The sequence below is a fragment of the Ferdinandcohnia sp. FSL W7-1320 genome, assembly GCF_038050315.1.
GTDB lineage: Bacteria > Bacillota > Bacilli > Bacillales > Bacillaceae_L > Ferdinandcohnia > Ferdinandcohnia aciditolerans.
Genome location: NZ_JBBPAM010000001.1, coordinates 925,054 through 951,044, shown reverse-complemented (window position 1 = coordinate 951,044; position 25,991 = coordinate 925,054). Strand labels below are relative to the sequence as shown.

General features: G+C 35.4%; 24 protein-coding genes and 4 pseudogenes. 6 read left to right on the top strand and 22 right to left on the bottom strand.

Going from position 1 to position 25,991, the window contains the following annotated elements; genetic code table 11:
* Window positions 1-12: 12 nt before the first annotated feature.
* The 13 genes and pseudogenes from NST91_RS04745 to NST91_RS04685 form a co-directional block, all read right to left on the bottom strand.
* Entirely contained in the window at window positions 13-492 is a 480-nt protein-coding gene (locus tag NST91_RS04745; RefSeq protein ID WP_341330233.1) for a DsrE/DsrF/DrsH-like family protein, read from the bottom strand.
* 28 nt (window positions 493-520) lie between these two features.
* A complete protein-coding gene (locus NST91_RS04740) occupies window positions 521-748 on the bottom strand; it encodes a sulfurtransferase TusA family protein (RefSeq protein WP_341330232.1) in 228 nt (75 codons plus the stop codon).
* 222 nt (window positions 749-970) lie between these two features.
* On the bottom strand, window positions 971-1,354 hold the full coding sequence (locus NST91_RS04735; protein WP_341330231.1) for a DUF302 domain-containing protein: 384 nt from the start codon (window positions 1,352-1,354) through the stop codon (window positions 971-973).
* Window positions 1,355-1,373: 19 nt separating this feature from the next.
* Entirely contained in the window at window positions 1,374-1,943 is a 570-nt protein-coding gene (locus tag NST91_RS04730; protein WP_341330230.1) for a class I SAM-dependent methyltransferase, read from the bottom strand.
* Between the two features lie 16 nt (window positions 1,944-1,959).
* Window positions 1,960-2,739, bottom strand: a complete 780-nt coding sequence (locus NST91_RS04725) for a sulfite exporter TauE/SafE family protein (RefSeq protein WP_341330229.1) — start codon at window positions 2,737-2,739, stop codon at window positions 1,960-1,962.
* A gap of 332 nt (window positions 2,740-3,071) precedes the next feature.
* Window positions 3,072-4,160: a sensor histidine kinase gene (locus NST91_RS04720; RefSeq protein ID WP_341330228.1), complete on the bottom strand. Its 1,089-nt coding sequence runs from the start codon at window positions 4,158-4,160 to the stop codon at window positions 3,072-3,074.
* Window positions 4,153-4,836 (bottom strand): response regulator transcription factor, encoded by a 684-nt coding sequence (locus tag NST91_RS04715; protein ID WP_341330227.1) that lies wholly within the window; start codon window positions 4,834-4,836, stop codon window positions 4,153-4,155. The genes NST91_RS04720 and NST91_RS04715 overlap by 8 nt, the downstream gene beginning before the upstream one ends.
* Window positions 4,837-4,874: 38 nt before the next feature.
* Window positions 4,875-5,453, bottom strand: coding sequence for a TlpA family protein disulfide reductase (locus NST91_RS04710; protein WP_341330226.1), 579 nt, complete (start codon window positions 5,451-5,453; stop codon window positions 4,875-4,877).
* A gap of 18 nt (window positions 5,454-5,471) precedes the next feature.
* Window positions 5,472-6,230, bottom strand: a complete 759-nt coding sequence (locus tag NST91_RS04705; RefSeq protein WP_341330225.1) for a cytochrome c biogenesis CcdA family protein — start codon at window positions 6,228-6,230, stop codon at window positions 5,472-5,474.
* Between the two features lie 247 nt (window positions 6,231-6,477).
* Window positions 6,478-6,736: pseudogene (locus NST91_RS04700) on the bottom strand (sulfurtransferase TusA family protein).
* Window positions 6,723-7,847 carry an MBL fold metallo-hydrolase gene (locus NST91_RS04695; RefSeq protein WP_341330224.1) on the bottom strand — a complete coding sequence of 375 codons (1,125 nt, stop codon included), beginning with the start codon at window positions 7,845-7,847 and terminating at the stop codon, window positions 6,723-6,725. Before NST91_RS04695 ends, NST91_RS04700 begins: the two are co-directional and overlap by 14 nt.
* 12 nt (window positions 7,848-7,859) lie before the next feature.
* On the bottom strand, window positions 7,860-8,249 hold the full coding sequence (locus NST91_RS04690; RefSeq protein WP_341330223.1) for a DsrE/DsrF/DrsH-like family protein: 390 nt from the start codon (window positions 8,247-8,249) through the stop codon (window positions 7,860-7,862).
* Between the two features lie 13 nt (window positions 8,250-8,262).
* Window positions 8,263-8,832, bottom strand: a complete 570-nt coding sequence (locus NST91_RS04685; protein ID WP_341330222.1) for a sulfurtransferase TusA family protein — start codon at window positions 8,830-8,832, stop codon at window positions 8,263-8,265.
* Window positions 8,833-9,013: 181 nt separating this feature from the next.
* Here NST91_RS04685 and NST91_RS04680 point away from each other — a divergent pair.
* Window positions 9,014-10,658 (top strand): annotated as a pseudogene (locus tag NST91_RS04680) (CoA-disulfide reductase).
* A gap of 152 nt (window positions 10,659-10,810) precedes the next feature.
* Here NST91_RS04680 and NST91_RS04675 read toward each other — a convergent pair.
* A pseudogene (locus NST91_RS04675) lies at window positions 10,811-11,415 on the bottom strand (class I SAM-dependent methyltransferase).
* A 634-nt stretch (window positions 11,416-12,049) separates the two neighbouring features.
* Between NST91_RS04675 and NST91_RS04670 the strand changes: the two are divergent.
* A complete protein-coding gene (locus NST91_RS04670) occupies window positions 12,050-12,484 on the top strand; it encodes a DUF6526 family protein (protein ID WP_341330221.1) in 435 nt (144 codons plus the stop codon).
* Window positions 12,485-12,496: 12 nt separating this feature from the next.
* The gene (locus tag NST91_RS04665; RefSeq protein WP_341330220.1) at window positions 12,497-12,715 is read left to right on the top strand and encodes a hypothetical protein; all 219 of its coding nucleotides are present in this window, start codon (window positions 12,497-12,499) and stop codon (window positions 12,713-12,715) included.
* Window positions 12,716-12,889: 174 nt separating this feature from the next.
* Here the strand turns inward: NST91_RS04665 and NST91_RS04660 are convergent, their stop codons facing one another.
* The 4 genes from NST91_RS04660 to NST91_RS04645 form a co-directional block, all read right to left on the bottom strand.
* The gene (locus NST91_RS04660) at window positions 12,890-14,212 is read right to left on the bottom strand and encodes a sensor histidine kinase (protein ID WP_341330219.1); all 1,323 of its coding nucleotides are present in this window, start codon (window positions 14,210-14,212) and stop codon (window positions 12,890-12,892) included.
* Between the two features lies 1 nt (window position 14,213).
* Window positions 14,214-14,882, bottom strand: coding sequence for a response regulator transcription factor (locus NST91_RS04655; RefSeq protein ID WP_341330218.1), 669 nt, complete (start codon window positions 14,880-14,882; stop codon window positions 14,214-14,216).
* Window positions 14,883-14,949: 67 nt separating this feature from the next.
* Window positions 14,950-16,917 carry an ABC transporter ATP-binding protein/permease gene (locus NST91_RS04650; protein WP_341330217.1) on the bottom strand — a complete coding sequence of 656 codons (1,968 nt, stop codon included), beginning with the start codon at window positions 16,915-16,917 and terminating at the stop codon, window positions 14,950-14,952.
* Window positions 16,918-16,964: 47 nt separating this feature from the next.
* Complete coding sequence (locus NST91_RS04645) at window positions 16,965-17,504, bottom strand: hypothetical protein (RefSeq protein WP_341330216.1); 540 nt, start codon at window positions 17,502-17,504, stop codon at window positions 16,965-16,967.
* Window positions 17,505-17,777: 273 nt separating this feature from the next.
* Between NST91_RS04645 and NST91_RS04640 the strand changes: the two genes are divergently transcribed.
* Entirely contained in the window at window positions 17,778-18,218 is a 441-nt protein-coding gene (locus tag NST91_RS04640; protein ID WP_341330215.1) for an Rrf2 family transcriptional regulator, read from the top strand.
* Window positions 18,219-18,462: 244 nt separating this feature from the next.
* Window positions 18,463-19,758 carry an MFS transporter gene (locus tag NST91_RS04635; protein WP_341330214.1) on the top strand — a complete coding sequence of 432 codons (1,296 nt, stop codon included), beginning with the start codon at window positions 18,463-18,465 and terminating at the stop codon, window positions 19,756-19,758.
* A 344-nt stretch (window positions 19,759-20,102) separates the two neighbouring features.
* Here NST91_RS04635 and NST91_RS26275 read toward each other — a convergent pair whose 3' ends face one another.
* Window positions 20,103-20,171 carry a putative holin-like toxin gene (locus NST91_RS26275; RefSeq protein ID WP_445724506.1) on the bottom strand — a complete coding sequence of 23 codons (69 nt, stop codon included), beginning with the start codon at window positions 20,169-20,171 and terminating at the stop codon, window positions 20,103-20,105.
* Window positions 20,172-20,707: 536 nt separating this feature from the next.
* Window positions 20,708-20,887 carry a hypothetical protein gene (locus NST91_RS04630; RefSeq protein WP_341330213.1) on the bottom strand — a complete coding sequence of 60 codons (180 nt, stop codon included), beginning with the start codon at window positions 20,885-20,887 and terminating at the stop codon, window positions 20,708-20,710.
* Between the two features lie 200 nt (window positions 20,888-21,087).
* On the opposite strand from NST91_RS04630, the pseudogene NST91_RS04625 reads away from it, so the two are divergent.
* A pseudogene (locus tag NST91_RS04625) lies at window positions 21,088-21,306 on the top strand (insertion element protein); the annotation flags it as partial.
* A 1,337-nt stretch (window positions 21,307-22,643) separates the two neighbouring features.
* On the opposite strand, the gene NST91_RS04620 reads toward NST91_RS04625, so the two are convergent.
* The gene (locus NST91_RS04620) at window positions 22,644-24,539 is read right to left on the bottom strand and encodes a TniQ family protein (protein WP_341333486.1); all 1,896 of its coding nucleotides are present in this window, start codon (window positions 24,537-24,539) and stop codon (window positions 22,644-22,646) included.
* A 381-nt stretch (window positions 24,540-24,920) separates the two neighbouring features.
* Window positions 24,921-25,958: a serine hydrolase domain-containing protein gene (locus NST91_RS04615; protein WP_341330212.1), complete on the bottom strand. Its 1,038-nt coding sequence runs from the start codon at window positions 25,956-25,958 to the stop codon at window positions 24,921-24,923.
* Window positions 25,959-25,991 lie beyond the last annotated feature (33 nt).

Genomic DNA, 25,991 nt, shown 5'->3' with positions numbered 1-25,991 from the left:
CAATAAAGTCTCTTAGATAAACAAGTTTACATTTCCATCTTCAGCATCTGCTAAATAAGCCGCAACACCTGCTAATTCAACATTTTTTAGAAGTTCCTCTTGTTTAAGTCCAAGTAAATCCATTGTCATTGTACATGCAACGAGCTTGATATCCTGCTCTTGCGCCATTTCAATAAGCTGTGGTAATGGCAACGCATTATGTTTTTTTATTACATCCTTGATCATTTTTGGCCCCATTCCTGCCATATTCATTTTTGAAAGTCCTAGTTTATTTGCACCCCTAGGCATCATTTTGCCAAACATTTTTTCAATGAGGCTTTTGTCTGCTTTAATCTCTTCATCTTTACGTAAAGCATTTAATCCCCAAAAAGTATGGAAAATTGTTACTTCATGATCATATGCTGCTGCACCATTCGCAATAATATAAGCTGCCATTACCTTGTCATAATCCCCGCTAAATAATACGATCGTTGTTTTTTTTCTTTCAGTCATTCTTATTCCTCCCATTTACTCCAATGTATTAGCCTTTTTTTATATAAAAGTAAAGAACACCATTTTCCTCTTTTGTTTCAACTAGTTCATGTCCAGTAGATGCTGCCCATGCTGTTAAATCATTTTTTGCACCTTTGTCAGTTGCAAGAACCTCTAAGATTTGCCCTGACTCAAGACCGTCAATTGCTTTTTTTGTTTTTACAATAGGCATTGGGCAAGCTAACCCTTTTGCATCTAATACTTTATCTATATTCATGTAGATAACCTCCATAATTTTATTTTTACCTCTACCCCTATGGGTATAATGTTAACTAAAATAAAAACGGGTGTCAACCCTATTATTTCTTACTCATTATTCAAACTTTAAATGATGCTGTGATAAAAATCACATTTCCAATGTTATACCCTAATGGGTATATTGTCAACAGATAAAATAAAAAAGTTGGATGTTTTTTTCACATACACCCAACTATAGCTATTACACGCTTTTCTCAATACATCTTATTAGCCTTTCTTCAATATCCTTAGCAAGAGAATGTATCTTTTCATCCTTCATCATGGTAATAAGTGATGTCGGTCTCGGCATTCCAATACTCGTCGTTTCTTTTTCATTATAAACAACTATTTTACATGGTAGGAAGTAACCTGCCATAATGTTTTCATTAATAACTCTATGTGCTTCATGTGGATTACATACTTCAAGAATTTTAAACTCTTTTTGAAAATCAAGACCTTTTGATTGCAGTTTTTCCTTCAAATCGAAATTCCACAACACACCAAATTGTTCTTCTTTTAAGTTGTCCTCTAGGCTTTTTATAGCCTCTTCCATATTCTTTTTCGTTGTAACCGTATAATCAAACATCATGATTCCCCTTTACCCATTAATTTACGTCGGTTAAGACTGCATAGACTGCTTCATGAAGGATCTTAACAGTAGGTTGAAATCCATTGCTATGTAAAAAGTTCTCCATCTCCTTAGAAGAGATTCGTTCATGCAGTGGTGGCCCCATTTCAGATTCTACAGCTTCCCAATCTACAATAAGGAGTTTTCCTCCTGGTTTAATAATACGTTTTATTTCCTCTAGTGCCTTTGTCATATTTGGGATCTCGTGCATCACAAATGCAATGAAGGCCTTGTCTACAGTATCTTCTTCCATTTTTATATTTTCTAAATCACTTTGGATATAGGTAATATTTTCGATACTTGCCTTATTCGCTCTCTCTTTTAGAAGTTCTAACATTTTTTGTTCGATATCAACCGCATACACTGTATCTCTAGTGGTTTGCGCAAATGGAATGGTAAAAAACCCATTTCCAGCTCCCAAGTCGACAATCTTGTCACTTTCTGTTAGTCCAAGCATTGTAATGATTCTTTCCGGGTCAACGATCTTCTTTCTATCTGGATTAATTAATTTATCAGCCTTTTCAGGATTAAATCTGTGTCCAGCCATTTATCTCACCTCTTGTTTAAAATAATATATCTACCCAAATCTTGATAGATGTTGCAAGAATTAGTGCCGCTAATATCCACTGTAGAATCTTCGTATTTACTTTTTTACCTAGATTTGCTCCAAGTGGAGAAGCAATTAAGCTTGCAACAACCATAATTAGTGCTGGGAAATACTCTACCTGACCGGTTGTTAATTTTCCAATTGTTGCTCCAATAGAAGAAATAAACGTTATAGCTAATGATGAAGCAATTGTCATACGAGTTGGTATTTTTAAAACCACAAGCATGATAGGTACTAAAATAAATGCACCCGCTGCTCCTACAATTCCAGCACCAATACCTACTATCAGTGATAGAATTGCAGCCAACCATTTATTAAAGGTTACTTGCTCAAGTGGAATATCATCTATTCCTTTTTTCGGGATAAACATCATCACAGCTGCAATAACTGCAAGTATACCGTATACAAGGTTAATTGCACCCTCACTCAAAAGCTTTGAACCATATCCCCCTATAAAGCTTCCTACTAATATGGCTACTCCCATGTAAATAATAAGTGTCTTATTTAAGTAGCCACCTTTTCGATATGCCCATACCCCACCAATTGTTGCAAAAAACACCTGAACTGCACTTATTCCAGAAACCTCGTGGGCGCTAAACGCAGCTAATCCAAATAACGGTGGTATATATAACAGCATAGGGTATTTAATAATAGATCCACCAATTCCAACCATACCAGAAATAAATGAACCAATGAATCCAATTAAAAAAATCACAATTATAAAAGAGAAATCCAAACTCAAATCACCTCATTAGATGAGTGACCTTTAAGGTCAACACAATTCTTTTTTATCTTATCCAACTAATTAAGAAGGCTATTCATCACACCTCCTCTAACCCTTATTATTTCTTTTACAGGAGTTAAAATACGAAGTGATTTTTTCCACATAATTTCTTAATAGCCTGTGACAATGAGACTTGATATTATATAACAGTTGTTAAATCTTAAATTGGTTTTGTGCTTATCTGATTAAAAGAGGATTATGATTGTTTTCATAAAAATAGCTAGGAGTATTATTTTATTTCCTAGCTGTTAATCATTATTATTTTTTAATGTCAGATAATTTTTTTAAGTGATATGGCCTAAAGGCAAAGTAAACCAGAATGAATTATAATTCTGATTCGATATTAGCCCAATCTTCCCATTATGATGTTCAACAATTTCTTTTGAAATCGATAGTCCAAGTCCTGTTCCACCCGTTTCACTATTTCTTGAAGAATCAGTTCGATAAAATCTCTCAAAGATTTTTTCTTGGTTAAATTCTGAAATTCTTTGGCTAGGTCCACTTACGGTCACGAGGTATTCTTCATTTAATGCTTCTCCTTTTATGATAATTGGCCCTGTACCCTCATAATAACGGATTGCATTATCGATCAAATTACTAATTACCTGTGGAATCCCTCCATTGATAACAGTCACTTTTCCATAATCCGTTTGTAAATCTACTTTAATACCTCTCTGATCCAATAACCATTTAAACATTTCAACGGATTGCTCTAGCAATAAGCGCATATCTACCTGCTGTCTTTCAGTAAAGTTTTGTATGGACGCATAATCCCATTCTTTTAATATCTCAAACTGTTCAACCATATGCGTAAGACGTTTAGATTCTTTCTGAAGTGATTCATATAGTTTTGGGTTACCTTCAATGACCCCATTACTTAATGCATTTAAGTAACCATTTAAATTTGATAACGGCGTTCGAAATTCATGTGACAGATCCGAAATAAGTTTCTGTCGATATTGTTCATTATTCTTTAATTGCTGTACTAATTCATTAAAATGGAGAATAAGTTGTTCTATCTCTCCATCCGATTTCACTTTAATTGGCTCGGGATAATGCCCTTGCTTCATAATTTTTGTAGACTCTATCAATCTATTCAATGGTTTAATTAACTTCGTTGTTATATAAAAATGAACTACGCTACCCATTATGATTACACTGACACTAAATATCCATAAATATTGAAAAAGTGTCGTATTGAACTCATTTTGTTTTTGAGCATTAATTTGCCCCATGCCCTCAACCAAGAAACAAGCTGTGTTATAGATCGCCCAACTACTCAAGATGATAAATGTGGCAATAACTATAATATTTGTCAGTGTTAATCTCCATAAAACCTTTTTGGGAAAGCATGATTTTAACACTTTATCCATCAACAAATTTATACCCCATTCCTCTGACCGTTTGTATTCGTTTTGGAGAAGACGGATTATCTTCAATTTTTTCTCGTAGCTTTTTAATATGGGCATCGATCGTCCTATCTAATATCATTTTATCAGCATAGGGGTATAATTGATTTACTAAATCCTCTCTTGATAAAACTACATTCGGATTTTTTAAGAAATGATATAAAAGTTTGAATTCATGATTAGTTAAATTTAACTTTTTATCATATAAGATAACCTCGCCTTTTCTAGGTTTTATAGATAAACCTCCATATGTTATCTTTTTACAAAATTGCCCTGTCCTCCTTAGAACAGCTTCGACATGGGCCAGAAGTTCATTAGGATCAAAAGGCTTAGTTAGATAATCATCCGCACCCATTTTTAATCCCTTTATCCGATCATCGATACGTGCTTTCGCCGACAACATAATAATGGATACCTCATTTTGCTCTTGTTCTCTAACCCACATACAAAAATCTTCTCCACTTAGCTTTGGAAGCATTAAATCAAGAATGATTAAACATGGATGGTATGTTAAGAAGGCATCTTTTGCTTGTATTCCATCTTCAGCTTCAATTACATGATAACCTTCCTTTTCTAAGTAAATTTTAATTAACTCGCGAATCATTTGATTATCTTCAACAACCAGTATGGATTGTGTCACATAGGTCACCTCTTGACTATTGTACTGAACAACAAGGCTTATTTCACCTTTTCGAATTCTTGAGCCATTGATTCATAATTCATTGCACCTATGGAAATAAATTGTATATGCCCATTTGAATCTACCAAATAAGAAGTAGGATATGCATATACTTCATAAGTTTCTGATACACTTGAGTTTTCATCAAGCACTATGGGAAAAGTCAAACCATAATCCTCTACAAACTTACTAACATCTTCTTGACTCGGCTCAGTTGATGTTAAATTAACAGCTAATATCTCAATATCCTTTTTTTCATATAATTCTTGCATATCAGGCATCTCTGCTCTACATGGGGGACACCAAGTTGCCCAAAAGTTAATAAAGACTGGTTTACCTCTATAATCAGACAAACTCACAGTTTCACCATTCAAAGTTTTAAGCTGAAAGTCAGGTGCTAATTCACCCTTTGTAATTCCACTACCATCAGACGTTGTCACTACATCAGCATTCGTTTCTCCTTCTGATATAGTGTTTTGCGTTGTTGTATCGCCATTGGAAAAAACCGCTTCAAAAATCACCCAACTAAACATCCCGAATATGATTACAGCAAGAATAATTTTGTTTATTTTACTCAACTCTTTAACCTCCACCTACTATCCTAATTTCGATAACCATGTTCCTTCAACGATATCAAGTAAAAAGCCCGTAATTCGCGGCATCAAGCCTAAGAATAATACTAGGCCCATTAAAATCATAATTACTCCGCCCGTTTTCATAATCAATGAACTTCTGCGTACAATCCACTTTGTTGATCCGAGAAAGAAAGTCAATATTAGATAAGGTAAAGCAAAGCCAATAATATACATCATTGTATATACCATGCCTTGCGTGGGATTACTTGCGGCCAATAGCAAAATTGAACCGAAGATTGGTCCTATACAAGGCGTCCATCCAGCGGCAAAGCCAAGTCCCACAAAAAACGTCCCTACATATCCTGAAGGTTTTCTTGCAAACTGAAACCGCCTTTCCTTCATTAATAAAGAGATATTTAACCACCCCGCAACAAACAACCCCATTACAATTAAAAAGATACCTGCAATTCTCTGAATCAATAATCCTGTTTCACCGTTTAATATTGATTGAATCCATTGTCCGAAAAAAGAAGCACTTGCACCTAAGCTAATAAAAACGAGTGAAACACCTAATAAAAATACGATCGAATGACTTAATAACTTCCCGTGTATTTTAGTATTTTGTCTTTCATTTAGTTCTTTCACACTTATTCCAGTAATGTAAGATAAATATGCTGGGAAAATAGGAAGTACACAAGGTGAAAGAAAAGACAGTGCTCCAGCAGACATAGCTAGTAACATTCCTACAATTAATACAGTATCTGCTCCAATTACACTCAAAGAAATCCCTCTTTCTATTTGATAATAAATTAAAATATATATAATAGAAAAATATCTATTTTATAGTCCCTAAAAAATATAATAAAAGTCCAATGTGAAAATTCTATGAAAATAACGAAATTCTTTTTCACTTTAAAAATTTGGTAAAAGCGTCTCTACTTCAGTAGAAACGCTTTTTTATAAGTCATATGAATGTTACTCACTTCAAAGGGAATAGGTGACTTTTTGCCACCTATCTTTTTGTTTGTTAACCTTTTTTAATCCAAAACTCTAGTAAGCCATTTTCCTCTTCCTCTATAATAAATTCATGTCCGCCTGATTTCGCCATGCTGTTAAATCATTTTTAGCACCTTTATCGGTCGCTTGAATTTCCAAAACATCTCCTAATTCCAATGTGTCCATTTCTTCTTTGTCCTAACGATAGGCATAGGACAGGCGAGACCTTTACAATCCAACACCTTAGTTGATTGAACAGCATTGTGTTTCTCCTTACTACCTAACCGCACATCGATTTGGTCCAATTTCCATTTCCCGCTGTTGCTCTAGTTCCGGATTGATCTTACCCATATTTGTTTCGCGTATTTCCTGATATGAATTCGGTTGAGGAGGAAGATTTTCAGTTACAGTCCTTCTAAATTCATTTTCATCATGTATATTTAATCCATGATTTTCTTTATAGAGGACTCCAAGTTTCTCAGACACACTTCCATCATCATTCATTTCATGATGAGTCATAAAGTGTGCTGGGAGAACGAAAAGGTCATCTGCTAGTTCCTTATATCTCTTATATAAGGTATTTCGAAGATCACTTACCCAATCCTCAGCTTTTCCTGCAAGATCTGGGCGACCAATCGAATCAATGAATAAAATATCTCCTGTTAATAAATATTGATCATCCACGACAAAGGATGTACTCCCGATTGTATGTCCAGGTGAGTATACTGCTTTAATTGTCGTTTCTCCTACCTGATATTCATCACCATCTTGAATATGGTTATATTCATATGTGACTTCATCAGCATCCTTAGGTGGTAAATAATAAGTAGCACCATGTTTTTCAGCAAGTTTTCTCCCACCTGATATGTGGTCTGCATGAAGATGAGTGTCCAGTACATGTTTCATCTGGATGTTGTGCTCACTAATGAACTCCTCATATTGTTCGATCATTCGGTTTGTATCAATCATAGCTCCTTTGCCATTTGACTCGATTAGGTATGACAAACACCCTTTCCCAATACGAACAAATTGATAAATCGAACCACCATTTTTTAAGTCACCAATTTTTATCGGTTCTAAGTATTCACTCCATGCTTTCATTCCGCCTTCTATAGAAAACACGTTATTCGTGAAACCAGCTTCCATAATTTGATCTGCTACAAACTCAGAGGAACCACCTTTCGCACAAATGACATAGATGTCTTTGTCTCTTGGTAACTGGTCTTGAACTGGCTCAATTCCATCAATTAACTCGAAATAAGGTTTATTGATAACTTCCACATTTTCCCCTTCAATTTTCCAATCATCGAAATCATCCGTGTTTCTTGCATCGAGAATAAAAAGCTTCTCTTTACTTAGCACTTTTTTCACTAGTTCTTTTACTGAAATTGTTTGTGCCAAATTTGTCCCTCCTTAGAATGTAAGTGTTACGTCTGCATCCTTCGCATACGTTAAGAAGGTAACGGCTCCTCCTACATCAATACCTTCCACAAAATGCTCTTTTTCTAAGCCCATCACATCCATTGTCATCTGGCAGGCAATCATTTTGACACCCATCTCGCTTGCCATGGAAACTAATTCTTCAATTGGGGGAACATTAGCTTTTTTAAAACCCTCCTGAAAATGTTCTGTACCCGCCGGCATTGGTAGGTTTTTATGTCCTTCTTTATGAATGAGGTTTAACCCCTCAAATGTAAAAAAGATTCCTACTTCTGCATCGGTTGCTGCGGCAGCAGTAGCAATATTAAAAACCTTATATGCATCGAACATACCACCATTTGCAGCAATAATCGCTACTTTCATGATTCATTCCTCCTTATTTACTCTCGATTTGGCCTTTCCATTCTTTCATACCTGGGACAACATTTTTTACATGTTGAAACCCTTTCGCTGTAAGCTGTTGAGCTGCTAAATCACTTCGACTACCTGTGCGACATATAACATGAAGGTTTTCGCTTTTATCTAGTTCTTCAAAGCGTTTTTCTAACTCGCCTAAAGGTATATTAATAGCACCTGGAATGTGTCCAAATGCGTATTCAGCTGGTTCTCTTACATCAAGTATTGTAACTTTTTCGTTACCGTCAATTGAATTTTGAAGATCCTCGAGTGTAGCAACAGCATCATGTTTTCTTACAGGTTTTTCCTCTTCCGACGTTGCTTTACGAAGATAATGCTTTAATGTATCCCCTTCTGTGACCGTTCCTAAATATTGATTACCCGTGTTCTCTGCCCATGCCTTGATATCTGCAGTAGATCCTTTGTCAGTTGCCTGGATCTCCATTACTTGTCCTGGTTCAAGTGTGGTCATTTCTTTTTTCGTTTTTACAATCGGCATTGGACATGCAAGACCTTTCGCATCAAGAACTCGATTCGCTGTTACTGTCATATAATAACCCCCTTTCAAGAGTATTATTTCTTATTAGGCAAATTGAATACCTTCAAGGGCACTTCCACAAATTTCTTCCGCTGATGTGATTTTTATCACATCTTTTATATTTACGTTGGACTAATATAGGGGTAGGGGTATTAACTGAAGATAAATTTTTCATAATAAGGAGAGATAAAAGATGGGTAAAAAAATTGTAGTTGTCGGTGGCGTTGCGGGCGGAGCTACTGCTGCAGCAAGACTTAGAAGATTAGATGAAAGTTCACAAATCGTTTTATTTGAAAGAAGAGAACATATTTCCTTCGCAAACTGCGGTTTACCATACTATATAGGTGAAACCATCCAAAAACGCGAAAAACTACTTGTCCAAACAGTAGATGGAATGAGTAAAAAGTTCAATTTGGATATTAGAAATGTCAGTGAAGTAACAAAGATTAACCGTGATACTAAAACTGTTTCAGTTAAAAATCTAAAAACAGGCGAGGAATATGAAGAGAGCTATGATGTACTAGTTCTCTCTCCCGGAGCAAAGCCACTTGTTCCACCTATTCCAGGTTTAAACGAAGCTGAGAACGTATTTACACTTCGCAATACCTGATACTGATAAAATTAAAAGCTTTGTTGATCATAAACAACCAAAAGAAGCTGATGTAATCGGTGGTGGTTTCATCGGGTTGGAAATGGCAGAAAACCTTGTTGAGCGTGGAGTAAAAGTTACATTAATTGAAATGGCAAACCAAGTAATGGCTCCATTTGATTATGAAATGGCCGCTATTGTACACAAACATCTCATCGAAAAAGGAGTAAATCTTCTACTTAAAGATGGCGTAAAAGCATTTGAAGATCAAGGTAAGACTGTTATTTTATCAAGCGGAAACAAAGTATCTACAGATATGATTATTTTATCTATTGGTGTTCGTCCAGAAAACACTTTAGCTGCTGATGCTGGTCTTGACGTTGCGGAACGTGGTGGAATTAAGGTAAATGAATACTTACAAACTAGTGATGAGTCAATCTATGCATTAGGTGACGCAATCGAAGTTGTTGACTTTATTAGCAGAATCTCTGCCATGGTTCCACTCGCCGGACCTGCAAATCGTCAAGGCCGGATTGTTGCTAATAATATTTATGGGAAAAATGAAAAATACCATGGGACTCTAGGGACAGCAATTGCAAAAGTATTCGATTTAGCTGTTGCCACAACAGGCAATAACGAAAAGGTATTACAAAAGCTTGGAAAAGATTACAAGGTGCTTCATATACACCCAGCATCACATGCAGGCTATTATCCAGGAGCACATCCAATCGCGCTTAAATTAATTTTCGAAGAATCAACTGGGAAGATCTTTGGAGCACAAGCAGTTGGTGCAGATGGTGTAGATAAGAGAATTGATGTTATCGCTACCGCAATTAAGGGTAGATTAACGGTATTTGATTTAACTGAGCTTGAGTTAGCATATGCTCCTCCATTCTCATCTGCAAAAGATCCAGTTAACATGGCTGGATATGTTGCTGCAAACATGATTGAGGAGGACGTTGAAACAATACAATGGAATGAAATCGACTCTATTATAGAAGATGGAGGACTACAAATTGACGTTCGGGAACCAAGTGAAAGAGAAGCTGGTTACATCAAAGGTTCAGTCAATATTCCATTAGGAGAAATCCGTGGCCGCTTAGAAGAACTACCTAAGGACAATACAATTTATGTAACATGTCAAGTAGGGTTAAGAGGATATCTTGCTACAAGAATTTTAATGGCCAACGGTTTTAAAGTAAAGAATCTTGATGGCGGTTGGAAAACATATTCAGCTGTATATCATTAATTAGAAAAAGATCACAAAGTGTTAATCCGACTTGGGGACCTTTATTCTCCTTGGTATGAACTGTTAAGAATGTGTTGAAAAATCTGCAAAATAATATAAGGTGAGGATCCCCGATTGAAAAATTGGAGCCTTCTCACCTTTTTACCAGCATTTTATAATTCCGGTTTTTGGCCAACAAATTGAATAACATGTGCTAAGCCAGTATGTAACTCTCCCTCATATCGAATAGCTTCACCCATAAAGAAATGAACAATCCGCCAATCCGTAAAGGTTTGCAGGAACTCTTCCGGAGAATAAAGGAAATCGATATCTTTTGGTCCCCCGCTTTTATAGGGAAGTTGATAAATTGAATATACTTCTGTTACAAAATACCCCCCTGGTTTTACTGCCTTTTTTACTCCCTCAAGTGTTTTTTACGTATTTTCTTTGGGAAGTGTCCAAAAACACAAATAATTTTATCCCACAGTTCTGTTTCCCAAATAGCTTCATTTAAATCAACATACTCTGTTTGAACAGTTACCCCTTTGTTCTCGGCAAGCTTCCTTGTTTTTTGCAGCCCAGATTCTGCATAATCCCAAGCAGTCACCCTCATTCCTTGTTCAGCTAAGAAAACGGCATTCCTGCCTTCACCTTCAGCAATAGCCAAAGCATCCCCGGATAATTGAAGTTTTTCCTGCATTTCGGATATGAACACATTTGGCTCTGTCCCATAAACATAATTCTCAGTTTGAAAGCGATTCTTCCAATGGTTGTTCATAATATTCTCCTTTCTGGTCATAATCAAATATGTAAAAAAGGGCTAAAAATAGCCCTTTAACTTAAACACGAAGCACAGTAAACTGTCCGCCTCCGAATAATGTCTTTACATAATCAATCTTTGCATCATTAAAATATACTTTATCTCTTTCATTTATTAAAAAGCTGATTCCATCCTGCTCTATTATTTCATCATTTTCTAAAGCTGACTCTTCCAGAGTCAGACGAAGCTGCGGGCCCTCTCAGCCAACGCCCATGGAAAAGCGAATCAGCGGTTTTCTACCCTCATCAATGATATCTTGAACCTCTCTGGTAATGGCTGAAATTGCAGCATGTGTTACTTTGACCATTTTAACACCCCCATTTCCTTTTTTATAGTATCTGTATTTTTCGAATGATTAAAATGCCCTTATGGGTATATATATTAAAGAAAAAAATATATCTTGTCAAAAAAATACAACTAGTACATACCTTGAATAAAATAATTATTTTCAACTTATATCATAATAAATCTCTTCAAATTGGCTTGAATATATGTTTTTTGCGAAAAAACAATCAGCTTTTTCAAGTAGTTATCCTTCGCTATTTATGTTGAAATGTTTTATAATACCCTTATGGGTATAGGAGGTGAGAAAATGAAAGAACAATCGTATGGAAGTCATACCCGTTTTCAACCGTTGCAGCACTTTGTTTGGTTGCCATTAAGTTTCATATTGCTTTTGACTACAGCAATCTATAGTATTTATCAATTTATGAAATACGGCTTTTCTATGCAATTGTTATTATTATTTGGCGTAGTTGTACTGGCAATCATTCCCGGAATGCTTGCACGTATGTATGCTTTAACTTTACAAGATCGACTCATTCGTACAGAAGAGCAAATGCGTTATTATATGTTAACAGGCAGTCGTTTAGATGACAGCATTACGAAGGAGCAATTAATTGCATTGCGGTTTGCATCAGATGCGGAGTTAGTTGAATTAGTTGAACGTACAATTATTGAAAGCCTATCGCCAGATGACATTAAAAAGTCTGTAAAAACGTGGCGATCGGATCATCACCGTGTCTGATAGGTATCGAACATGCAAAGGAAGAATGTAAGTCGTCATGAACGAAGCGAAAAATATCTATATAAAGACATTATTGACTGTCTTTTTGACGTAAATTTGGTCTCCAACCTCATTGATATTTTTCAAAATACCGATGCAGGCATTGCCACCTACATTGCGACCATCGGGACGAGTCAATTGCCAATAGAGATCTTGTTTGACCAGAATGAAATTCGAAACGCAATTTCCTAAATGTAAAGGTTTTACTAGAAGATACTTTAATTAGTAGATAAATAATATAAATTAAGGACCTCAGGTTAGGTCCTTAATTATAATTTTATTAAAGTTGTAGCATCATTACGGAATCAAATTTAGTCCTGGAATTGAACCCAACTCAAATAATGGTCGAGGTTTTTACTTGTTAATCTAAAGCGGGATGGAAATCGTAAAACAGCTGCCTTTTCCTTCCTCACTTTTTACATTTATTTGACAGCCATGAAGTTCGATGATTTTTCTTACAATCGACAACCCCAGCCCATTTCCTCCTCCTAAATGGCTTCTTGCCTTGTCCACCATATAGAATCGGTCAAATACGTATGGAAGGTCTTTTTCTGGAATCCCCTTTCCATTATCTTTTACATGAATGCGGACTTCTTTATCAACTATTTCCATTTTCACTTCAATTTTATCATTTTTATCGGAATATTTAATCGCATTAGTAATTAAATTTTGCCATACCTGTTCAAACAAATCCTGGTCAACCTTAACTTTGCAAGGCTTGAGATCGAGTTCAACATCAAGATTTTTTTCCGACCATAACGGTTCCAAAACGAGAACCGTTCTACGTAGCTGTTCATCTAATTGATACTCCACCGGATTGAAAGGATGGTTTTCTGAATCGAGTGAAGCAAGCCGAAGTAAATGATCACTAAGCTTCGAAAGTCTTAAGGTTTCCTCATAAATAATATCCAGGTGTTCTTTTTGCTGTTCTTGTGGAATAACACCGTCTCTAATCGCCTTTGTAAACCCTCGAATCGATGTGATTGGCGACTGGATTTCATTAGAAACATTACTGACAAAATCATCTCGCATTTTATCAATTTTTTGAAGTTCACTTGCCATATGATTAAAACTGTTTATTAATTCCCCGAGTTCATCATTCTTTTTATATTTAAGCCGAACGGATAAATTTCCTGTTGCCATTTCTTTCGCTGCACTCGTCAGTTTTCTTACTGGTTTAATAATGTAGTTAGAGGCTAGCAGAATAAACAGACTGCCAATAATCAATACCAAAATAAGACTAATGAGTATGATGCGCTGGATAGCCTCCGAAAAGTAGGTAAAGTCCACCTTTACGATCAATGAACTTCCACTATCATCAATATTCGGTACTCCAATAAATCGCACAGGACCTTCCTTTTTATTTAAAAAGAACGGCTCTGTTATATCAGTCTGAAATAGCAGTGAAGTTTCTTCCTCTGTTAATGAAAAAGGCAGTAAATGTCCTTTTTTTAAAACTTCACCATGTATATTATATTTAGATGAAATTTCCAGCACTTGATTACGCCTATCGGGTTCAGCTACCGCAAGAAGATCAGCAATGTCACTTGCAATCGTTAAAAACGGCTCGTCAATGCTAATTTCCCTCTCCGAAATCAATCGAGTAATTCCAAATGATAAAAAGAGGCTAAGGAGTATAATCATGATAAAAGTAGCGACTATTTGAATACGCAGGTTTTTTTTAAACACCCTATTTTTCCTCCAACCGATATCCGAGCCCTCGAACAGTGGTGATTATTAAAGATGAGAAAGACTCAATCCGCTGACGAAGGCGATTAATATGAACATCCACTGTCCGTTCGTCCCCTTCATAGTCTATTCCCCAAAGGCTTTCAATCAATTGTGTTCGAGTAAAAATCTTACCTGGCGAACTGGCCAGCATAAAGAGTAGTTCACATTCTTTCTTTTTTAGCGATACCGTTCCTTCATTTGAAGAAACGGTCAAGGTCTCAAGGTCAATTTTTGTATGACCAATTTCGATTGTCTTTGATGTGGAAATATTGTAGCGCTTTAAAAGGGATTTAACCCGGAGGACCAACTCCACAGGGTCAAAGGGCTTCACCAAATAATCATCCGTTCCGGCCTGAAACCCTTTAACTTTATCCATCGATTCGCCTTTTGCTGTTACCATTAAGATTGGAATATCCAAGTACCTGCGAATATCTTCCGTTAATTCGATGCCATTTACACGTGGCATCATGACATCGACAATCATTAAATCGACTTTTGTATGGGACACATAATCCAATGCTTCCTGTCCGTCCTTGGCCTCCACTACGGTGAATTGACTATTTTCAAGATAAAGCTTTATCAACTTCCGAATATGCGGGTCATCATCCACGACTAAAATCTTATTCATTTTGCCCCCTCCGTTCATCTATTTATTCCCTATCATACAATGTAATGAAAGGGTTCTGTCCTGCTTTTTATTCGTATCGAAGGGACTCCATTGGATCGAGTTTAGCTGCTTTAGAAGATGGGAGTAATCCTGCAATCACACTAATCAAAATGCTGGCTCCGATTCCAAACAGCATGTATTCATTTGTCGGCTGAATCAGTTCAGTACCGAAGCTTTTGGACGTCAAATTATTCAAAAGAATACTAATAAGCTGGGCTCCTGCAACGGCTATTCCACCACTCAACAGACCCATAAGAGCAGACTCTGAAAAGAAAATGCGGCGAATATCTTTCTTTCTAGCACCAATCGCCCGTAGAATCCCAATTTCCCTCGTTCGTTCCACTACACTTATATAAAGGACGACTAAAATCATAATACCAGATACAAGCAGGGAGATAGCCGCAATTCCAGCTAACAGCCATGATGCCATATTCACATACGTTGTTACTTGTTCCATCATACTTGCAATCGGAGAGCTTACGAAGCCGGCTTTTTCCACATCTGCTTTAATTTTTTCTACATCTTCCTGTTTTTTTGCATACGCATTAAGCTGTACAGGTTGCAATAGTAACTTCTGTTCGCTGTATGCATCTTCTAGCGTCGTATACGATACGTACGCACCTGCTCCTTCTACTGGCCCCATATCTTCCTGAGCATATATGCCCGAGATGACTAGCTCTCTTTCCACTATGACAGGCTGATTATTTTCTCCCATTTCATTAATAAAGAGTGTAACGGATTCTCCTACGAGGGACTCATATGTCTCTTCACTGGATAAACTTTGTGCAAAAGAAGTCGTCAGCAATACTTCATTCTTAGATGGGAGTGTTCCCTTTTCAATATTATCTTCATTAATTGTATCAGCTATAGTTCCCATTGATGCCAGTTCATAATTCTCTTCATTGTATACAACATTCGTTTTTCCCCTGATCGTTGTCACTTTTTCTACTCTCTCAACATTTTCTAAGTTGCTGACCTTAGCTATGTCTTCATCTGAAAATGACTCACTCCCCGTTTGTGGATTAGGCCGTAACTCCTTCTCTTGTGTAGTCTCTTCTTCATTCTGCTTTACCACATCAACAAGAAGGGGATTCAAATTCGTGTTAATTTCATCATTCATGTAGTCTGTAACACCGTTTCCTAAAGACAACATTAAAATAACACTGAATATTCCGATGGAACCTCCCAAAGCGACGAGAATATTTCGTCTCGCCTTTAATTGCATATTTTTCATAGCCAGCTTAAAAGAGTCGATCATACTTAAATTTTTTCCTTTTTTCTTTACCGTTTCCTTCACAGTGGTGTATCGCTCTTTTAATGACTGATCTTCTTTAATACTCCCATCCTCAACCGTTATAATCCGACTACCAAAATCAGCTACCTTTTGTGAATGCGTCACTGTAATAATGAGAACACCTTTTTTCGCTATGGAATCAAGCAGCTCAAGAATTTGGCCGCTTGTTTCTTGATCGAGTGCGCCTGTTGGCTCATCCGCTAAAATAATCTCAGGGTCATTGGCTAGGGCACGTGCGATCGCAACACGCTGTTTTTGCCCGCCAGAAAGCTGATTGGGCCGTTTTTTCGCATGATCCTGTAAACCCACTTCTGCCAAAATTTCCAATGCATGTTTCGTTCGTTCTTTTACGCTTTTATCCATCATTTGCATGGCAATCATCACATTTTCAAACACAGATAAATGAGGGATTAAGTTAAAGCTTTGAAAAACAAATCCAATTTTTTCCTTTCTATAGGCATCGATTTCCTTTTCTTTCATTGCCCGCAGCGTTTTCCCCTGAACAATGACGTCTCCTTCATAATCTGAATCCATCCCGCCGATAATGTTCATTAATGTAGATTTCCCCGAACCGGATTCTCCTAAGATAGAAACAAATTCACCACTTTCAAAGTTTATATTCACATCGCGCAAAACGGATACTGATTCTTTTCCAGCCAATTTATATGATTTATTTATATGTTTTAATTCTAGTAGCTTCATTACTATTCCTCCTAAACTTCTTGCTTAAAAATTTTCATTTTTTCCCCCTAGTGAAGTTCGACCATATGGTATACCAGTCCAATCATAAAGGCTATGCCTAGAAGAGTATGTGACAATCTCACATATTTGGTTGTGCGTACTTTTTGATTTAATTTATATCCAAATAAAACCATCAAAATCATGACCACGAATGCAAGGATCCCGCTGAAAACTCCATTCATGTCACTCGGGATAAAAAGAAGGAAGTAAAGACTGTGTGCCGTTCCCGCAGCTACTACAATCCAACCAAACAAAGTATGCCTTTTTTTGAGAAATTGCCAGGTGGGGAAAATCCAGCGGAGATTTAGAACTTTACTCTTCTTTACACCCATCCAGACCTTTCTAAAAATTATGAGAAACACAGCTACAATACCAAAAATTTGCGTCATTTTTGTTAGAAAAGCATCTAAGCCAGTCCACATACTTTTCGGCAACAATCCTATTAATGAAAGGGTCCCTCCTAGGACCAAAACAACACTTAATACAGCTACAAACCAACTAAACCTTTTTAAATAACGCATATGGTTTATAGACTTACTTTTTTCCATGATAGTTACCTCCCTTTTTCCTCCGCACACAAAAAATATCATATTTATATGAACTGAAAATAAACTCAAAAAACCTTTCTATTAAAAAAGGTTATCTTTCTTTATGTAATGATGATTTAGAAGATAATGCTTAATCTGAATAAACGGCTTGGTTAATTTGTAACCTTCATCAAAGTTGACATCAGGGATGAACATAGGATGTTTTTATTGGTTGACTAATATTAGAAGAAAGAATAATATGGACATATTGAATCTGTAATTGGAGGTGGAATTTTGAAGTATTCCAAGGCAACGAATTATGCGCTTCATACCATGGTATTTTTAGCTTTAACACCAAGCGGAAAAACAATTGGAGTACGTCCTTTGGCAGAAATTCAGAAGGTGTCGCCAACTTATCTTTCAAAGGTTTTAACAAAGTTGGTAAAAGCCGGTTTTGTTGAATCGGCACCCGGGGTAAATGGTGGGTATAAGATAGTTAAAAATATAAAGGATATTTCTTTTTTAGAAATTATCCATGCTATTGAAGGATCAGCGTCATTATTTAATTGTAGTTTAAATAATGATTTACACAATAACCATAATTGCTTAATACAAGAAGTAATGGAGAAAGCAGAAAGAAAAATGGAAGAACATCTTAAAGAACAAACATTATTAGATATTATAAAAAAAGTTGATGATAAGATTATTTCTCATATAAGATCTGAATCACGTTAATTTTTTCAATTAAAGATATTCTTTTAGGTCTTCCAATTTTCTTTTTTTAGGTAAATTTCGGTTTATTTTACCGCAATTAAGGATATTAAATATCTTTAATATCTCATTTAATATTCGATAAAAAAAACGGCGTTAAAACAATTTATTAGCAGAAAGAAAAGCAAATTAGTTAATCGGAAGTATTTTTTCGACAAATTTCGGGGCGTTTCGGGGCGTCACTGTGACCGGTAAAGGGGCTGATACAATGTTTCAATTTCAAACAGAGGATATTCAAAAAATTGCAAGTTCAGAAAGTCTGCAAAAGGCTTTATATAGACGAACTTTACTTGTTATTTTACTATCGCAAACGCTTGGCGGGGCTGGATTAGCAGCAGGTATTACAGTTGGTGCATTACTTGCTCAGCAAATGTTAGGTGTTGAAAGCTTAACAGGGTTACCCACCGCACTATTTACTTTAGGTTCCGCCCTGTCCGCGTATGTTGTTGGACGAATTACAAATTCTTTTGGAAGAAGAATTGGACTTTCTTTTGGCTTTATTGCCGGAGGACTTGGAGCACTTGGTGTAGTAGTAGCAGCAAATTTAAATAGTATTCTGCTTTTATTCATTTCGTTATTTATTTATGGCGCAGGTACATCAACGAATTTACAAGCACGGTACGCTGGTGTCGATTTAGCAAAAGCAAATCAACGTGCAAAAGCGGCTAGTATCGCAATGGTAGCAACTACACTCGGTGCTGTGGCTGGTCCTAATCTGGTTACGCCAATGGGGCACGTAGCTGAAGGTTTAGGTATGCCAACACTTTCAGGACCATTTTTACTTGCAATGGTAGCTTATACTTTGGCGGGACTTGTATTCTTTCTATTTTTAAAACCCGACCCATTAATGGTAGCACGTGCAATCGAAGAAAATAATAAGACAAAGGCAGAAACGTCTACTATAGATCATTCTAAGCAACAAGTTCAGCGTACTGGAGTTATGATTGGAGCGAGTGTATTAATTTTATCTCATATTGTCATGGTAGCCATTATGACAATGACACCGGTTCATATGCAACACCATGGAAGTGGATTGTCTGCAGTTGGATTAGTAATCGGCCTTCATATTGCAGCAATGTATCTCCCTTCTCTAATTACAGGTTCACTTGTTGATAAAATCGGACGTATGAAGATGGTTATAGCATCTGCTGTTACTTTAACAGCTGCAGGGTTATTAGCAGCATTAGTTCCAGGAGAATCAGTTGTATGGCTAACTATTTCACTTGTTTTGCTAGGTTTAGGCTGGAACTTTGGTTTAATTAGTGGAACGGCAATTGTTGTTGATTCAACTACTGTTCAGAACCGTGCTAAAATACAAGGATCCATTGACGTTGGTGTAGCAATTGGTGGGTCTGCCGGCAGCATATTATCAAGTTTTATTGTTGCGTTCTCTAGTTATACGATATTAGGTTTTATCGGTGCTTATCTATCATTCATGTTAATTCCAGTCATTTTATGGGTAAACACGAAAAAAAGAAATGCAATAAAGACTATTAACATGTAAATCTATAACGTTAGTGGCTTAATAATCAAAAAGATTTATAACTTAGCCCTTGATAAGGCCAAATTCACGTCTATACAACAATTTGATCGATTCTTGCCCATGAAACGTTCTATTTCCCCTTCCATCATGTTAGATGCCGCATATCCGGCTTTATTTCCAGGATCTTTGGCTGATTAATTTGGTGGTGAATAAGATTTATGTTTTTTCTATTTTACCTTTTTTAAAGAAAGCTCTGCTAGTGGTTAGTGTTGATTCTATATAAAAAAACTGGACTTCCATACTTTTGGAAGTCCTGAAAATGTAGTTTTGCCTTGTTGCACTAACTGCTCCGTTAGTACATTAAGTTATCTTTTATTTTTTTGTATTAAATCTATAATGTAAAAAAGTAGAGTTATAATAAATGACCCAATCAATATTAATAGCAATCCTAAAACAATATCAATTTCACCAACCGAACCACCAAATAACAATGGAATTATATAAATAAATGTAATTATACAAATTAATATAGTGAGTAAAAAAATACTTATAAATCGGCCCAATGCTTATCCTCCCGTTACTTTTATTTTTCTATATAATTCTATGTTATTGTTGAACTATCCTGCTCTTTATATGTAGTATCCGTCCAAAAATATTGATTCGGTGCACCCTTTACCTTTGTTTATATGTAATCATAGATAAGCGGTTAAGGACTTGACTTGGAGCCTCTGTGGGCATGATTGGTCCTGAAAGGCTGAAGCAGTTGTTTCAGCAGGCAAGCCAGCCTATCATACCCACCCCTCCAAGTAAAGTCCTATCGTTGTTTACGTCGAAAACTATGAATATTAACTATATATAACAAGTAAACAAAGATAGAAAATAGGCTGTTTTTGTATCTTCATTTACGTTAAATACGGGCGAAAACCATACTACATATAACTGCACCGTTACTTGAATAAGAATTAAGGTCTTATTTGAAACGACTTAAACTTTGCCAAAGGGCAACTCCTAAAAAGAAAACGATTATTGCTAAGATAAACCAAGAGTAAAAGTTCTTTTTGTTTCGTAGTATTTTATATGCAAAGAAAATTAGAATTAAAATCAATATTGCCATTCCCGTTATTGCCAATAGCATATTGAGCACGAACATAATAAACCTCCCATGTTAGACTATTCTTCTTCGTAAGTAGAATAAGTTCAACAAAAATAAGCGATAATCCTTCTTGGATTAACGGGTTCCAATTCGAGGTGCAAAAAAGTAAATCACAATAAGTTTTTAGCGTGTCACAATAGAATTCACGCTTTTATTTTTGTTGATAATTCAATGATAATTTAGACTTTTATAAGAAATTATCTATACTAGAAAGACCATTAATAACTGCAAGAGGCGACCAAAAAAGTTATATTTATGCGAACTTTAATCCAAAATACGCACAAATGGCTTTGACGATATTACGAACAATTTCTAACTATTGCCTCCCATACAAATCTTGGGATAAGCAAGAATTAACACCTGCTCAAAGAATCGGACTCACAGATAAGGTATTTACTTTGAAAGATATTATCTAACCTCACAATTTGGTGATATACACATTTCTATGTATCGCAGGTATAGACCCGTACATTCAGAAGTTTGTCAGCTTAACCTTTTCTTTTAGGTTTATTCACATTCTCACCATATTCATTCAACTCAAGCATCATGATTTACACCACCCCCGCGGGTAGGCTTTCGTCAGCCAAACTGATACGGTAACTTCTTACGCCTATTGCCGAGCTTATAACACTATCATTCTTACTAAATCCAGTGCTATTCGACTAAGAGAGAACCCTACGGGGCGTTACCCCTTCATTTGATTCTTCTATATAATCCTTCAGTTCCAACAAGAACCGCCTAGTCTTTACCAGAGAAATGTGACCATTCTCCATTTAAACTAGAAACATTTCGCACCACTAGTCGAGTAGAAGAGAACCTCTCTACCTTACGGTAGATTGTGTTCTCCCCCCTCTCAGAACCGTGCTTGCGCAATTAACGTACACGGCTCCTCCTAATTACCATTCACAAAATATAGCTAATCTTTTAGAATCAGATATTGCTAATTCTGCTATCCTTACTAGTCTTGTTTCCATTTATCATTCCTACCTCTGTGTGTAGTAAATGTTTCCCTAGCAAGGGTGATAACTGGTAGCTAGCCTTTCCTCCATCGGCATTACCCAACTTCATTGGTACTACGCTGCTATCCGACTCCCTATATCGGCGTTTGGTTTCCTTACTTTGTATCGCTTGTACACCATACTCTTTCTCAAGAAAAGACCGATAGGGTCTCCCGAGTTGCCGTATCATATCAATGTGTAACGTGCCAAGGTCTCTGACCCCAGAGAGGTTTCATTCTTCTTGCCATATACAAAGAATGAAATGTTGCTTTCTGCTGCAGGTAAAACATCAGCCCTCTCGATTTTCTAACATTATGGGGCTCAATCCCTTCAACCATTTGGCTTTCGGCCCATTACCTAACTGTCTACGCTTAAAGACTAAAGTTACCTTTAGCCCTCCAAGACTCGCTACGAGTGAATGGCTAGTTCTTGCTCGACGGGAATCCCACCCGTTATATGATACGACCTATGCTCGGCCGCACACCTGCTTCGTTAGTTTAAGTGTAACATTTCACAATCAATCTAAATAATAACAAATAAAAAAGTCCTTTAAGGAAGCCTTAAAGGAACTAGAGTAATTTTCAAAAGAACTTTTTAATAAGACACTTTAACTATACTACTTCATTAATTGAAGACATATGATTTAGTACTTTGTAATTAATAAGTGCGTTTTTCTACCTCAAAATTTGTCCCATTATTAAATTCATTTTCACTACATCTCCATCCAAGCATAAATTAAATTAATTTTATATTTTTCAATGAGATAACCCTATTGCCATTTCATATTCATTTATGTCTGAAATTTTGTAAATCTTATTTTTCTTATAAAAACTATCTAAAACAGGTACAACTTCAAATCGATTTAATAGTTGTAAAACATTTTCATAATCTGTCGAGTACACATTACTAAGTTGACCTAATGTAATATAATTCTGCTTAAAGTATATAGCATCCTCGACCAAGATAAATGGTTTATTCATTTCTTCTGATGTCCTTAAGAAACCACTTTGAATAATCCTATATAATAAATTTCTACCAATACTTAAAAACCGAGATAACTCTGGTATTGAAAAAACTCCATTTTGCTGTTTGATTTTAAATTTATATACTTTTTCTTTCACTTGTTCTGTACTTAACCTATATTGTTTTATTCCCTTTTCTTTTGTATTCTTACCAATCGGTGTAAGTTCTCCTGTTATTATTAATATTAAAATATCCGAAAGTTTTGTTCCAATTACAAACTTTGTACTTGAAACAATGTCAATTGTATTTTTTGTCTCAAAATGAAAGAACATTCTACTGCTTCTTTGGTATCTCTTTTCAATAATATTAAGAATTTGATATACCTTTTGAATATCATATAAGTATTCTAAGCTTTCGTCTATTTGTGGACCCCTTTTTAACTTTAAAATATTATCCTTTTCCAACTCTATCACCGTTTGATAGTCAATATTTAATAAACCACTTGTTTCTTTTCGATTTATATAATTGCTTTTATTCTCTATATACTTTTCAATACTGTCTCTAGAGATTAATAAGTAAGGATTTCTCTCCGTAGTCATTTTAGCTTGCAAGTAGCCATATGAAACTAACTTTCTGACTTGTGAATGGTGAACTCCAAGGATCTTCCCCGCTTCAGTTGTAGATATATATGAGATACTATTTCTGTCAATTTTTATATATTTACTATGTGAAAGCTGGGTTCTATCCCAATTAATCACAAGATACCTTTCAAATTCCTCTCTTAAAAAGTTCAGAGCAGGGTGGTTAAACTTTTCATATAAGTCTATATAAAAGTACCCAAACGTATTTATCAAACTTCCTCTATCATATTTTGGTTTACTTTTTACTGCCGTTTCATAATCCTGTAAATACGAATGAAAATTATGTGGCCAATCTTTAAAAATCAAAGATATTTTCTCAATAAGTAATGAAAACTCAGAATCACCAGGATCAAAAGGTATTGCTGAACTTCCTAATCTTGTCTCATCTCTTAAAGTCAATTTGATAAAGAATATAAAGATTAAAATTATATATTTAAGATCAAGTTTATTAAGTATGTTGTTATTAAAGGTTTCAAATTTATCATCACCATAAAAACTATAATAAATAATTTGGGGTAAAATAATACTTTCGTCTCGACATGCTTTAATTTTCTCATTTCTTAGGTCCGATCCACAAGTACAATGATAAAAGCTTTTCCTATACTGACTTATAATTTTGTTGCAATGACTACATTTACAGACAAGAAAACATCTATGTATTGGACATGCTAATAAGAATCGAATATCCCACAATTTGTTGTTTTGTTTAAGTTCTTCTAAACATATAGGGCATACTTTGGAATTTTGGCCCATCAAAGAATTATTAAACAATAAATAATTTAGATGATCATATTTTTCCTCAGGGAAGTTATACTCCTTCCAAAAAGTAAATTTCATTAATTCTTCTAAAGGCAATTTTGTTAGTGATTTGAATGAATCAAAATTAAAATTAATTGGAAGTAAATTTCTAGGACCATGATAATGTTTAATATTAGTCATGTTTAGAATCCATGTATTAGTTTCATATTTATTGGCTTGAGATAATCTATTAATATAACTGAAAATATTTTCATCAACTTTAGGAGTAGGTACACACAATAATTTCATCAAAATTATTTTTCTCCTTAGCAAAAGAGAAACGTCATAAGCCGTTTCTCTTTTTTAATCAATATTTTTTTACTTACCACTTTTCCAGTAAATTATGAAATTCATTCCGGAGAACTTTGAACAGATTCCGATTAATTATGAAAAATTATGTTGCGTGATAAAAAAGTTGTTTACTGATAAACGCAATACACCTTCTTACATCGCTTATAGAAAATGGTTTCGAAAAAGAAAGTTCTTTACTAACTGTAACGGTTGTAATATTTGAACAAGACTTCATGGAAAAAAAGTTCTTTACTGGTTTCCTTGTTCAACTAAAGCTACCCGTTAGTTCAATAAGACATTTAATGGCTTAACACGGTCTTTTTAAAAAACTAACGTTTTTTAAGATAGAAGAGATTTATATATCTCTCCAATAATCCCTTCCAATTGATGAACGCCTAATTCTGCATTCGTCATAATAACGGCACCTTTTTCCAAGTGTGGATGTGCCACCATCATACATTGAAAACCTACTCCCCAACCGAGTGATGTTATTTCTAGTTCTTTTTCGGAGCCTTCAAGAAACACACCTAATCCAGTCCAGCTTTTACCTCTTTGCGGGGTTATCATTTCTTTTGCTAAACTTTCCGAAATACCCAGCTTACTTTCTCCTTTTACTGCATTCATTAACTCAAGAACTAATTCAGCTAAATCCAAAGAAGTTGTCCATAGTCCAGAAGCTGCTGGATAAGGATATATAGGATGTTTTCCATCTACTAATTCCCCGTTTTTGTTATGACCGCAAGAAAAGTTATCTCTATCCACTTCCGACATTGTTGTATTTAATTGGCTATTTTTCATTCCTAGTGGTTCAAATATGAACTCATTTACCACTTGATAAAACTGCTTTTTCGTTACATCTTCTATTAGTTGCTGAATAATACAATAGCCTGCATCTGAATAATGGAATTCACTCTCTGGCTCGAATTGAACTTCAATAGGAACCTTACAATAATGGGATTTTCCCTCTAACAATTCAACCATCGAAGGAAAACCTATATCTGAATTTAGTTCTAAAAAACTACCTTCAGGGTCCATGATTCCAGATTGATGACTAAGCAAGTTTCTTAAAGTAACTTTTTTATTTTTTGTATATTCATTTTCAGGCACTTTCCAAGTAACAAGTCTTTCATTTACATTTTCATCAAAATCAAGATGCCCTTCTTCTAGTAACTTTATTGCTATTATTCCAGTTAAGAATTTACTAATGGAACACGCACTAAAAATAGAATCATCATTTACCTTTCTATCACTATTAACTTCAAGTAAACCATAGTTTTCTGTTCCTCTGATTTGACCTTCTTCGAACAATGCAATACTTAAACCGTTTACATTATAATGTTCCATTCGTTCTTCAATTTTGATATTTTTTAATTTCATTATTCTCCTCCTAGATAACTTTATAATGAAATT